Raw genomic sequence first — 12,270 nt, 5'->3', positions numbered from 1 at the left:
TCGCATCGTATCACTGCGGACGTGCGCCCTGCACAAAAGGTAAGAAACGTTCACCAAATTGCTCGAATCGATAATAGTGAGGAATGGCACAATCTCGACCAGGTACCAAACCTTCACCGTCGCACTCGCCCCACTCGGCACTCAACCATGCTTCGATATTGCCATCTTGATCGACGTCGCTGAGTCCAATCAACACGCCATCGTCATACTGGCCGAGACTCTGTGGCAACGCCACCCATTGAATTCCAGTATCGCTGACGACCACAAGGAATTGACTCGGCACATCATAGTCTACGAGGTAGGAAGCTTGTTTTGGCGCTGCGATTTGGGCCAGCTGTGGCCGTAAGACGAGCAGCGTTTCTTCTTTGTTTTTCCAATAGCCGAACAGAGCGCGTGGAGCTGGATTTTGCTTTAAGGCGGCCAACAAGAGCTTCACACGAGCATGTTGAGGGGGCACCAATTGATCGAGCCATGCCTTGAAAGCGGCTCTATCATTCCACTCACCGATCGCTTCTAGCGAGGTGAAGTAGAAGCCATTTTTCTTAAAGTTGGGAAGTATTCTTTTTTTGATTTCGATTTTTTCCCGCAGCCAAGGACAAATGGCGATCACATCATTCATCGCCTTATCTTCGCATGCGGTGTAAAAATCTTTTGCTAGTGAAGCAAAGGCGATGGATTTCTCGGTTTGTCCAACCAAAGCACTCAAACGTTTTATTTGATCATTCTGCATTCGAGGATAGAACTCCAAGGGAATCGCGCCACAGTTAGTATGATTGCGTTCGAGATTCGCCAGCCCATACTCAACGACGAAGTACTCAGGCCAGACCGAGACTTGCATCAGAAATGGGGTGCAGGACCACTTTTGCACTGTGCGAGGCGCGAGACTACGCAAGGCCATCTGTGTTTTGCTATTGCCGAGTGAGGCATTCACTTGCACCCAACTCTCACTCGGCACAGAGTTGGTCCCCTTCGCACGAATCCAATCGAGCTGCCGCATATTCAGACTCAGCGCGAACAACTCGTCGAAGGCGGCGTCTAGTGGTGCATTTGCCTTAGAAGCCACTGCTGCATTCAAAGGATTGCCCTTGGGATCTAGCAGTAACTTCAGAGATCTTGCTAAACGCTTATCTTGTTCGACGCCTTGCGCCAACAACTTTTCTGCCTCAACTTCTTCACTACGACTGAGACTACCCCACTTATTCTTCAAATGCGCCGGGATCACTAATGTACTCGACTGTTGCGCACAAACGATGTGCGGCATGCTGCTCAACATCGTGCACAAAACAGCGGCGGCACACACGAGCGACAAGGTCTTTCTTTTCATGGGGTTTCCTCAAGAGCGAGCGAAAATGATTAGGGACTGCATAAGAACATAGGGCCAGCTGGTGCTTGGAGGCGTGTCGCCAGATTGAGCTCGCTTTCTAGTTGCGGCCATTGCGTCTTCACGAACTCACGTGTCGATGCGAGTTCTTCGGTTAAGCTGACATGAGATTTACCATCGACTTGGAAAGTTCCAAGATAGACCAGTTTTCCTGCCGGTGCTTCAAAGGTATTGGCGCTGGCATTCAAGCGTCGCACGTTAAAGCCGGAAAAAATGTAGAAGCCTGGGGGGACGCGAAAGGCGAAAAAACGTGTTTGATCTGAGCCAGCATCGACCACCGCACTGACTTGATTATTGTGCCAGCAGTTACCCGTGATTTTTTTCTGCGTCAGATCATACTCGTTGAGTGTCACTGCAAACGGCGTTTTCGCATCCAGCGTGGCGGGAACATTTTTTAAGGCCAGTACGATGACGCTTTCATTGTTTGGAATGTGTACTTGTTGCGCTGTGAACTCTCGTACGCTATTAGTCAAACAGGCGCTTAGACTCAGGCAGAGTAGACTTAAAGAAATGAGGGAAATAATACGACGCATGATCGGCTCTCTATTGGAAAATCGTGCTGACTATTCTTGGCAGTCGTCAGTGATACTAATTGCGCATACGAATGATGCACTCACGAGCTTAACGACTACAACATTAACTGCCAATAACCCACGTTAACCCAATTCTGGAGCTTCATCCCCACTTCTTGAAATTCCGCGACTTTTTCAAAGCCAAAGCATTCATGCAAAGCGACACTAGCGAAATTGGGTAAAGCAATACCGGCAATCGCGCAGTGCAGTTGTTGTTGGCGTAATCGACTCAACAAAGCATCGTATAAGGCGCGGCCGATGCCTTTGCCCGCATGATGTTGGTCGACGTAGACGGTCGTCTCGACCGAAAAGCGATAAGCACTTCTTGCGCGCCATGGAGTAGCGTAAGCATAGCCGAGTAGTTGATCGCCTTCACAGAGGACCAACCATGGCAAGTTCACCGCTTGTTGAGCATGTTCACTTAGGCGCATTTCCATCGCCTCGATTGTGACGGCTACTTCCTCAAAAGTGATGGTCGTATTCTCAACATAATGATTGTATATGCGGCAGATGGCAGACGCATCTGCGGGTGCTACAGGGCGGATCGCGTAAGTCATGTTTTTATGCCGCTTCCTGCTGCTCTTGTTCTAACTGCTTTTGGCTGTCCTGCAAGGCTTCAATCAAAATCGCCAAGGCATCATGAATCTGTGCATGCTGTTCGCTTGGGATATGCTCAAACATGCGAATAGCGTGTGCGTTCAAAGTTTGCTCTAGCTTCTCCGCGCGAATACGCCCCAAGGCGGTTAAGCTCAATTTCATACTGCGTCCATCTGACTCATGCGGTGATTTTTGTACCACGCCATCCGACACCAGAGATTCCACAGCTCGGCTAATCCACGCTTTATCGAGCGATAAGCGCTCCGCCAAAGCTTGTTGGGTCAAGCCGTCGACACGTAACAGCTCGGTCAAGACATGGCACTGAACATTCGACGCACCATCAACCGAGGCCGATTGGGCACGTTGTGAACGGACGAAGAGTCGACTCAATTCACGCACCATTAGTGCTGGATCATCAGGAATCGGCATAAGAGGCTTTCTTGCGATATAGTTGTTGTTGACAACGATATGCTAGGGTGCCGAATCCAAACTGTCAACACATTCAACTTGATCTTTCTCAAGTACGTAAAAAAGCGCCCATGGCTCTTCGCACATGGGCGCAACGGTCATCTCCTATCGTGGCCTGGGGTCATCGCGCATCAACACCCATGCGTAACAACCCGCACCAGATCACATCACTTGGTTTCAGGATTCAATAATACTGCTTCGCCAAATCCCAAATCCTTCATGCGTGGCAATTGGGTCTTGGCATCACCCACCACCAACCACACCATCTTATTCGGATCGAGGTATTGATTCGCTAAACCCTTGATCTTGTTCACCGTCATATTCTTCACGATTTGCTCGCGATCTTTGACATAGCTAGCTTTCCATCCATACTCGGCGATGTTGTCGAGCATCCCTAATTTCGCAGATGCTGTTTCAAACGCCCGTGCATTGCTCTTGATCAGGAAGCTCTTAGTCGTCGCCAAATCATCTTCCGAATAAGTCGTCGCAAAGTCGCCCAAAATCTTCTTCACTAATTGCAGGGATTCGAGCGTAACGTTACTGCGTACACCGCTGGCGATCAAAAAACTACCAGCACTACGAGTACCGCTGAAACCAGAGTTGATACCATAGGTGTAGCCTTTACCTTCGCGTAATTCTTGCGTCAAGCGCGAGGCAAAACCACCTCCACCCAAGATGTAATTCATCACGGTCGCAGGGTAGTAATCAGCATCGGTCGCCGCTAATGCTGGGTAACCCACTTGTATGACTGACTGTTTCGCATTCGGGATATCGTAGAAATAAACCTTACCACCAGCGATGCTTGGTGCTGAACTCGGTGCGGGTAAATTCACCTTGCCAGCTTTCCATGCTTCGTTCAAGGAACTCAAGGAGGCTTGTACTTCAGCCTTGCTCAATGACCCCACCACATTCATCCGCGCTACCGAGGCCGCGAAATTTTTGCTGTAGTAGGATTTCAAATCATCGATGCTAATCGCATTCACACTCTCGGCGCTGCCCAAGATATTGCGCGAACGGATATTGTTTTGACCGTAGGTCAGTTTGGCGAATTGCGCACTGGCGACCGCATTCGGATTCGCTTCCTGTTGGCGAATTTGGCTCAACACGCTTTGCTTCGCTAAGGCGAATTCTTGCTCGTCCCAACGTGGTTGCAATAAGATTTCCTGCACCAGCGCCATGGTCTGCGCGTAATTGCGCGACAAGGTGGTGACATTCAAGCGGATATCTTCAGTGCGGGCATTGACACGAATATTGGCACCCAATTGTTGAATCGCTTCTTCCAACTCTTGGGTGGTCTTATGCGCCGTACCGCGCATCAACATACGCGACAACAAATTCGACACGCCCACTTTATTCACCTCTTCCAATAACAAACCGCCTTTGATGACGATTTCAAATTGCATCAACGGTACTTCGGTATTTTGAATGCCGCTGACGCGCATGCCATTGCTTAACTTAGCATCCCACACTGCCGGAACTTTGGAGTCGGCGCCTTTGCCATAAGGTGGTTCTTTGCTGCGATCAATTTTGGACGGCGTCTTGGTATAGGTGGCCTTGATGCTAGGATCAACCGCATCTTCCGCGCCTTGCACAATCTTTTCTTCCACCACTTCAGCCTTGGTCGATCCAGTCAAAACTTGGCTGAGTTTTCCTTTCGGTACAAAACTCGTCGCCACAAATGGTTTACCTTTGATGTATTGCTGATAGACGCGCATCACATCAGCCGCCGTCACGGCCTGCGTTTTTTGGATGTCGATACTGATATAGCCGGGATTACCGTTCAAGTAGTTGTACTCGGCGAGCAAAGAGGATTTGCCTAGCACGCTCGACAAGGATTGATAGAATTGGGTCTCTTCACCCGCCTTGATGCGAGCCAGATCACTATCAGAAATGCCTTCTTTTTCAAACTTATCGAAAGCCTGTTGAACACCCGCCATCACTTGATCGAGATTCTTGTCGTCGAAGGCACGCACCGACAACATCATCTGTCCCACCAGTTCGGCCGTGTTATTGCCCATATTCGCGTTGGCCGTCAACTTCAAGTTGTCGACCAAGACTTGATTCAATGGTGCTTTCTTCCCTTGTGCTAGATATGCCGCCAAAATCTGCAGAGGATAGGAATCAGGATGCAGTTGTTCGACGGTTGGCCAAGTCAAAGTCAAGGCTGGCAGACGTGCGAAATTATCTTCGTGATAGAGCTTGATGCTGTCCTTCAACACCGCAGGACGTTTTGCCTGTGGCTGCACATCTTGGCCGCGCGGAATCTCACCGAAATATTTTTCAACCCACTTGCGTGCTTGTACTGGATCAAAGTCACCCGCTAAAACCAAGGTCACATTATTTGGCACATACCAACGACGGAAGAATTCTTTGACGTCATCAAGGGTCGCATTTTGCAAATCATCGAGTGAGCCAATCACTTGCCAGTTATGGGGATGATCCACAGGATAGAGCGCTTTATCGATCACGTAGGAAGTATGGCCGTAGGGCGCATTGTCGACGCTCTGGCGTTTCTCATTTTTGACGACTTGCTTTTCTTTGGCCAAGACCGGATCGGTCACGGTATTAATAAACCAACCGAGCTTGTCAGCTTCGGCCCAAATCATTTTTTCTAAGGCGTCTTTCGGTACCGTTTGCAAGTAATTGGTGCGGTCTTGTGAAGTCGAACCATTGGCGCCAGAGCCACCGATACGCGCCGACAATTTATCGAGGCCACCTTTGCCTAAGTTCTCAGATTCCAAAAACAAAAGATGCTCAAACAAATGAGCAAACCCCGTACGGCCTGCTTTTTCACGCGTAGAACCGACGTGGGCGGTTAAATTCACTGCCACCACTGGATCGGAACGATCGATATGGAAAATGACTTCGAGGCCATTCGGTAAGCTGAATTTTTGATACTCAATTTTCAGTTCCGCCTTCTTGGTATTGACAGTGGCTTTGTTTGCACTCGCCATATGATCTGCATGCGCGGCCATGGCCGGCAAGCTTGTACCAAATGCGGCGCCTAGCGCTGCCGTAATCAATAGCGTCGATGTTTTTAGTTTCATGTTGTCCCCTGCAAGAATGGTATTTTCTGGTGCTCTACAATGTTGTGTACTGTGTTTGCGCTGCAAAAGTTTGAAAGAGGCAAAAGAGAAGTTCGAAAGACGAAGGCAACAAATCGCCCCCCTCGCGTGTAGCGCTTCAAAGAGATGCAGTATTCATCAATCGTAGCATTTGCACAAGAGCTACGATCGAATGCAATTTCCAATTTGCCCTCATAATGAGCATCGCACATTCAAGCAATCTCTCAATTGGCTGCTGGCTAACAGACAGCTTCTCCTCTGACAAAGTTCCCGCTGCACCACATCATCGATTCGCCAGAGTTCTTCAGCACTGGTAATATGGTTACCTTCCTTTCCTACACTCGGCGATATGGCTCCGCTTTTTCCTGCTCATGGTAAGTATTCGATCTACCGCGACGATCACATTTTAGTGACCGAAGTGATTGGCCCTTGGAATCGCGAACTGGTGCAAGAGTGGTCGAATGCGGCGATTCCGTTCTGCATAGAAATGCATCAAGAAGGGCCTTGGGTTGCTGTTGCCATCGCCTCCCAATCCATGTTGGCGACCCCCGATGCCATGCAAGTCCTACGTAAAATCGTACAAATCAGTGTGGAGCAATTCGACTGCCGTGCGCATGTGGTGGTGGCGGGGCCCGAGGTCGATGGACGCGGCTTGCTCGAGCCTGTATTCGAAAAAGCGTATGAAGGTTTATGCGCCTCTGGTTTTTTCGATGATTACGACAGTGCCAAACGTTGGGCCGAGCAACTGCTGTCGCAGAACCGATAAGTCCAACATCCATCAAAGTCGATAGGAGCGGGACAAACAGCGTGACAAATGACGTAACAAAGTCCGTCTCCTCTTTATGACTTAACAACACCGCTCGCAGAAATTGGTTCTTGATTCTCTGCAATCTTGCTACTATGCTCTTTGCTTGTCCCTCTCGTTGAAGCAGATCTGATTTGAAAATTGGATGAGGGGACACAAAAGACCCTGAATACCACCTTGGGAGTCCTATGGCAAAAGCTTTTCCCGCCCACGGCCGTTACAAACTCTACTGCGAAGATCGACTCATGATCTCGGAGGTCATCGGCCCATGGAATCTAGAATTTATTCGTGAGTGGTCGATGGCATCGATTCCCTACTGCGAACAAATGCGAGAGGGCGGGGCTTGGATTGCCTATGCCAAAATTTCTGGCTCCATGCTGGCGACGCCAGACGCGATGGATGCCTTACGCAAAGTGATTATCAATAGCCGTGAATTATATGGTTGCATCGGCCACGTCTTAGTCGCCGCCCCAAATGTTGCGGGGCGAGGTATCGTCGAGTTTGCTTTTGAACGCTCGTACGGCGACATCACAAAGACCGGTTTCTTCGATGATGACGCCAGTGCTAAGGCTTGGGCAAAAGCGCTGTTGGCCCAACATCATCCACAACCGAGTCGATCGACCGTATAAAGACCTATCACAAGCACCTTACGAAACAAGCTCCATCCTGCTGCAACATCAGCTGACTCGACTACGTACGCCTTGTTCTGATTTGCTGATATGAAAGCGCAGTGAGGCGCAGTTTGCAGAGGCCTGCATCAGAATGTTTGCCTTCTATTTCGCCATAAACTTGACCGGTATTGAGGATTTACTGAGGACCAACCAGCCATAGAGCAAACTCGTCCCTCAGCTTGTCGGCATACTCGCAATGACTGGTATGCTCGGCATACCACGTCTATTCTGACACGCCTCAGTCTCAAAGAGCACACAAACTGCCAATGAAGTAGAACGATTTTCACGCACTGGTCTGTGGTAAATATTTGGGACGAATCGCCTTGTCAAAGTAATTTATCAAATTCATATTGTTACTCATTTCTTAGGGGGGACGATATGCATATTGAGCGAGACCATCAACAAACTTATCATTCAATTTTTGGCGATAAGCACCGCCATCGTCGGCTTATGTCCACACTGTTTGCGTTGATGTTGGTGGCCTGCGGCGGCTCAGGTAGCGGTCAGGTCAGTAGCCCAACAAGCAGCGTCAACACGACACCAACAGCCAGCGTGGTTGATTTGACGCAAGCGAAATTGTTGAGCGACAGCGAACTGAGCAGCAATCCCTTCCCCAATTTGCCACCACCACCGGCAGACGAAATGGCATGGCTACAGAGCCACCATCACAAAATTCGCTCGCTCAAATACGACCAAGATTTTTCCGATTTAAGTTTCTTGGAGCACCTCTTAAACGGTAAACGCATTGTGCAATTAGGCGAAAGCTCACATGGCACACGCGAATTTAGTCAGGCCAAAGTGCGATTAATCAAATACCTGCACGAGAAACTTGGTTACAACGTAATTGCCTTCGAATCCTCCACCATTGGCTGCTACATGCAAGAGCTCGAATTGGCGCAGGGTCGATCATTTCCGGTCAATCAATCATGCATTTTCGGTGTGTGGAGTTCGCGCGAAGTGCAGGATCTGTTTACTTATATCGAGCAAACACGCAAGACCAATAAGCCGCTCTACTTGGCAGGTTTTGACGAACAGTATTCCAATCAATTTGATCAAGCCAATCTCGTCAAATCTTGGGCGCAAACGGCCATCACGCAAATCGACGATCCTGCACTCAAAGTACTACCAACCGTGCTTGACCAAGGCACTCAAATCGGCCAACTTGGGGTCAACTGTGTGACCGATAAAGCCTCACCCGACTGCGCCAGTTTTTTTGCCAGCTACCAAAGTAAAGCCGCTGAATTAGCCAACCTCGCGCAAGCGCTCACCCCTTATATCGAGCGCGCGACAGGGTCCAATAAACAAACCCTAGAAATGCTGCAATTGGTGACCATCAATTTGCAAAAGCGGCTCGAAGTAACTAAACAAAACTACGATAGGGTAGGCTACTTAGAGCCACGTGATCGGGTCATGGCAGATAACATTACTACGCTCGCCAATCGCATTTATCCGCAAGAAAAGATCATGGTCTGGGCTCACAACGGCCATATCAGTCATAGCATTTCCGGCTATGTCGATACAGGTCGCACAATGGGTAGCTTTTTAGCCGCGACCTGGGGGCCACAACTGTATTCAATTGGTCTGTTCATGCTGCGCGGTGAAACCGCCAATAATGATAGAAGCATCGTACAAGTACAGCCATTGCTCGGCAATTCGATAGAAACCTACGCGGCGAGTCTCCACTTGGCCGCCGTTTTCATTCCCTTCCCGGCACAAAACCAAATTGGCAGTGGAGACGATTGGTTATTTCGACCGATCAACTTCTATACTTGGGGAAAATACCCATCACAAGCCCCCATCACCGAACAATTCAACGCGGTACTCGTGATCGATCACTCCAGTATGCCGGACTACGTGCGCTGAAGCGCATCGTCAACTGCAACATAAAAAATGGCGCGAACTAAGTCGCGCCATTCATGGTTTGAGTACTGCGATCACATGCAGCACTCGGATGCAAAAGAACCTTTTATTAACGATAAAACGGTTCTACCGTGCCTTTGACTTTGATCATCATCGGCATGCCGCGACGATCAAGCGCTTTACCGGCGGGTACCAAAATCCAACCTTCGCTAATGCAATACTCTTCGACGTCGCGGCGTTCTTTACCGTTGAGCAAAATACCGACGTCATGTTGAAAAATCTCAGCCACGTGAAATTTGCTACGTGGGTCGACCGACAAACGGTCTGGGAATGCGGGTTTATTATTGTCTGACATATACTGACTCGTACAAAAAGAAGACCTGCATTGTACGTTCGAATGCGTGTTGAATCAAATCATGGGGAAACAAGTTCTGAGCGGCAAGTACCTCAGAACTGTGGCATCATAAGGCTTTCGCCGTCACCGCAACGCCATGTCCGCCGCCGTTTTCCTTAAACTCCTCGTTTTAATCTTGATTGTAGCAATCGGCTGGTGGGCGGGACGCACGTCCATGTTACGCGGCCCAGAACCGGTACGGGTGATCTCAGCCGTTGCCTTTTATTTACTTGCACCCGCTCTCCTGTTTCGCGCCACTGCGAAAATCGATGCCCATCATCTGCCATGGCAAACCCTGGCCGCTTTTTTTATTCCGGTGATGTTGTGGTTACTGTTGAATTATGGTCTACAGAAAATAATCGCCAAACCAAACAGTGCCGCAGAAATTCCCGCAGTTCGCGCTTTGAGTTTAAGCTTCGGCAATAATGTTCAAGTTGGCTTACCACTGATTGCATCGCTGTTTGGCGATACTGGGTTGTCCTTGCACGTGGCAATTATTAGCTTGCATGCGATTTTGTTGATGGGCACCGGCACCTTATTGATTGAGCTGGATATCGCGCGACAACAGCATCATGCCGATCAACAAAGCTTATCGAAAACTTTGCAGCAGACGCTCCGCAACATCATCATCCACCCCATTATTTTGCCCGTGATGTCGGGCTTTGCCTTCAATCTGACGGGACTTCATTTGCCGCAACCGTTAGACGAAACTTTACAGTTGATGGGTTCAGGGACCGTGCCCTTATGTCTGCTGTTGATCGGTCTCTCGCTCGCCCATCATGGGGTCAAGGGCTCGGTGAAACCGGCGCTGATGATCAGCGCTGGCAAAATGATAGGCATGCCTTTACTCGTATTTTTAAGCGCCCATTACTTGCTACATCTTGAAGGCGTACAACTGGCCGTGGTCACGCTCGGTGCCGCACTGCCTTGTGGCAGTAACACGCTGATGTTCTCGCAACGCTATCAAACCCTTGAAGCAGAAACGAGTGCCGCGATTGTGATGTCGACGGTTGGTTTCGCTGTGATGGCACCACTGTGGTTGATGGTGTTAGGCCGCTTCGCTGCTTCGTGATCACGACCGAAGCAATTCAAAATGCAGCGCTATCATGGGCTTTAGAACGGAATTAGCTGAAGCGCCTTACGCTTCAGCCATGCAAACCCCACTCAATGATCGGTGAAACTAGGACGTACCAAATAGTGTTCAACGAAACGCTGCAGCGCTAGGGGATTTTGTTTTTTCCACGCTTCGAATTCACTACGGAAAGCCTCCTCATAGAGGAATAAGAAGATCGCTGTTTCAAGCTGTTGGTCAGCTTCCGCCTTGAGTAAGGTTTTCAGGAGCGGACTTTTCACCTGGTCTCTTAATTTTACGTTGCCCAAAGCAAAACGCCATGCTTCGACCTCGGTTTTGAAAGGCGTCAGCGGCTCGGCTCTCACTAAGCCGGTTATTGGATCTTTGCCGCCACTCAGATTATTAACCTTCAAGAGTGCATACGCTAACCAGGTGGCTGAATCCGCATCTTTAGCATCTGTCGCGTCTTTCGTGCTTTTAGTACCTTTAGTGCCTTTAGCATCCTTCCCTTCTTGCTGCACTAGTTCAATCGAATACGTCGTTTCTTTATCCTTCTTTTGCGGCTTCACTTGAGCCATGCGAGTGACATTAATCTTAGTCAGCTTTGTACCTTCAATATCATGCACCAGCTCATACCAATCCCAAGCTGGCATGTAATTCGGTTGAATTTCCAAAGACTTAATCAAGGATAACTTCACCATTTCCAAAGGACGCGTCAACTTCATTTGCGCATGCGCTAAGAAACGCCAGCCTTGGAAATTGCGCGGTTCGAGATCCAAAGCTTGTCGATACAATTTTTCTGCTTTCTCAAAATCGCCTAATTGAAAATAGCAATCGCCCGCATACAAAACTGCACGTGCAAATTGTGGATCGGCAGCGAACGCAGCTTCGTATTTGCTCAAGGCGTTCTTGAAGTCGTGCTGTTGAAAGAAATTTTCGGCTTGATTAAACAAACGCGCCGCTTCTTGATTCTCCGTCAAACTCACTTGCGTCATTGGGGTATCTAACTGCCGTAAAACTTCCATGGCCATCGGATCACCGGAATACAACTGCAAAGCCTTCTGTGCCAAGCCCTTTGCTTGCGCCCGATAAGTCTCAACCTGCTCGGGTTTGGCTGACTTCGCGGCTGAAAAGAAAATACTCGCCATGCTCGACCAAGGGCCCGACGCCTTGGGATCGGCCTCACTCGCTGCCCGATATTTCGCTAAAGCCTCATTGAGCTTTTCTTGGGACTGCAAGACGTCGCCCTCCTTGATTAAACTAAATGCCTTCTCATTCCCGTACACCAATTCACGGGCACGGTCATCGGACGAAGTCTGGGCCATTCCGTTGGTCGCCAAGGCGAACCAGAGACCTAGTACAAGCAGTAGATGTTTCATGTGTTT

At 49.2% G+C, this 12,270-nt stretch carries 11 protein-coding genes; 4 read left to right on the top strand and 7 right to left on the bottom strand.

The genetic code is table 11. From position 1 onward, the window contains the following. Positions 1–10: 10 nt before the first annotated feature. From RF679_RS00645 to RF679_RS00625, 5 genes are all read right to left on the bottom strand, one after another. Entirely contained in the window at positions 11–1,324 is a 1,314-nt protein-coding gene (locus tag RF679_RS00645) for a hypothetical protein (RefSeq protein WP_309482294.1), read from the bottom strand. Positions 1,325–1,353: 29 nt separating this feature from the next. Further along, positions 1,354–1,914, bottom strand: a complete 561-nt coding sequence (locus RF679_RS00640) for a hypothetical protein (RefSeq protein WP_309482293.1) — start codon at positions 1,912–1,914, stop codon at positions 1,354–1,356. A gap of 95 nt (positions 1,915–2,009) precedes the next feature. Beyond that, on the bottom strand, positions 2,010–2,510 hold the full coding sequence (locus tag RF679_RS00635; RefSeq protein ID WP_309482292.1) for an arsinothricin resistance N-acetyltransferase ArsN1 family B: 501 nt from the start codon (positions 2,508–2,510) through the stop codon (positions 2,010–2,012). A gap of 4 nt (positions 2,511–2,514) precedes the next feature. Next, complete coding sequence (locus RF679_RS00630; protein ID WP_309482291.1) at positions 2,515–2,979, bottom strand: MarR family winged helix-turn-helix transcriptional regulator; 465 nt, start codon at positions 2,977–2,979, stop codon at positions 2,515–2,517. Between the two features lie 206 nt (positions 2,980–3,185). Next, positions 3,186–6,065, bottom strand: coding sequence for a M16 family metallopeptidase (locus RF679_RS00625; protein ID WP_309482290.1), 2,880 nt, complete (start codon positions 6,063–6,065; stop codon positions 3,186–3,188). Positions 6,066–6,432: 367 nt separating this feature from the next. Here RF679_RS00625 and RF679_RS00620 point away from each other — a divergent pair, with 367 nt between their 5' ends. The 3 genes from RF679_RS00620 to RF679_RS00610 all read left to right on the top strand — a co-directional run bounded on the left by RF679_RS00620 (position 6,433) and on the right by RF679_RS00610 (position 9,422). Then, positions 6,433–6,849 (top strand): hypothetical protein, encoded by a 417-nt coding sequence (locus RF679_RS00620; RefSeq protein ID WP_309482289.1) that lies wholly within the window; start codon positions 6,433–6,435, stop codon positions 6,847–6,849. 227 nt (positions 6,850–7,076) lie between these two features. After that, entirely contained in the window at positions 7,077–7,517 is a 441-nt protein-coding gene (locus tag RF679_RS00615) for a hypothetical protein (protein ID WP_309482288.1), read from the top strand. A gap of 492 nt (positions 7,518–8,009) precedes the next feature. After that, a complete protein-coding gene (locus tag RF679_RS00610) occupies positions 8,010–9,422 on the top strand; it encodes an erythromycin esterase family protein (RefSeq protein WP_309482287.1) in 1,413 nt (470 codons plus the stop codon). Between the two features lie 106 nt (positions 9,423–9,528). Here the strand turns inward: RF679_RS00610 and RF679_RS00605 are convergent, their stop codons facing one another. Further along, a complete protein-coding gene (locus RF679_RS00605) occupies positions 9,529–9,774 on the bottom strand; it encodes a DUF3297 family protein (protein WP_309482286.1) in 246 nt (81 codons plus the stop codon). Positions 9,775–9,910: 136 nt separating this feature from the next. On the opposite strand from RF679_RS00605, the gene RF679_RS00600 reads away from it, so the two are divergent. Beyond that, positions 9,911–10,885 carry an AEC family transporter gene (locus tag RF679_RS00600; protein ID WP_309482285.1) on the top strand — a complete coding sequence of 325 codons (975 nt, stop codon included), beginning with the start codon at positions 9,911–9,913 and terminating at the stop codon, positions 10,883–10,885. A gap of 92 nt (positions 10,886–10,977) precedes the next feature. On the opposite strand, the gene RF679_RS00595 is transcribed toward RF679_RS00600, so the two are convergent. Next, the gene (locus RF679_RS00595; RefSeq protein WP_309482284.1) at positions 10,978–12,264 is read right to left on the bottom strand and encodes a tetratricopeptide repeat protein; all 1,287 of its coding nucleotides are present in this window, start codon (positions 12,262–12,264) and stop codon (positions 10,978–10,980) included. Positions 12,265–12,270: the final 6 nt, after the last annotated feature.

Source organism: Undibacterium cyanobacteriorum, from assembly GCF_031326225.1.
In the GTDB taxonomy this organism is placed as follows: domain Bacteria; phylum Pseudomonadota; class Gammaproteobacteria; order Burkholderiales; family Burkholderiaceae_D; genus Undibacterium; species Undibacterium cyanobacteriorum.
Note: the sequence above shows the minus strand (reverse complement) of the source record. Positions and strands in the feature narration are given on the sequence as shown.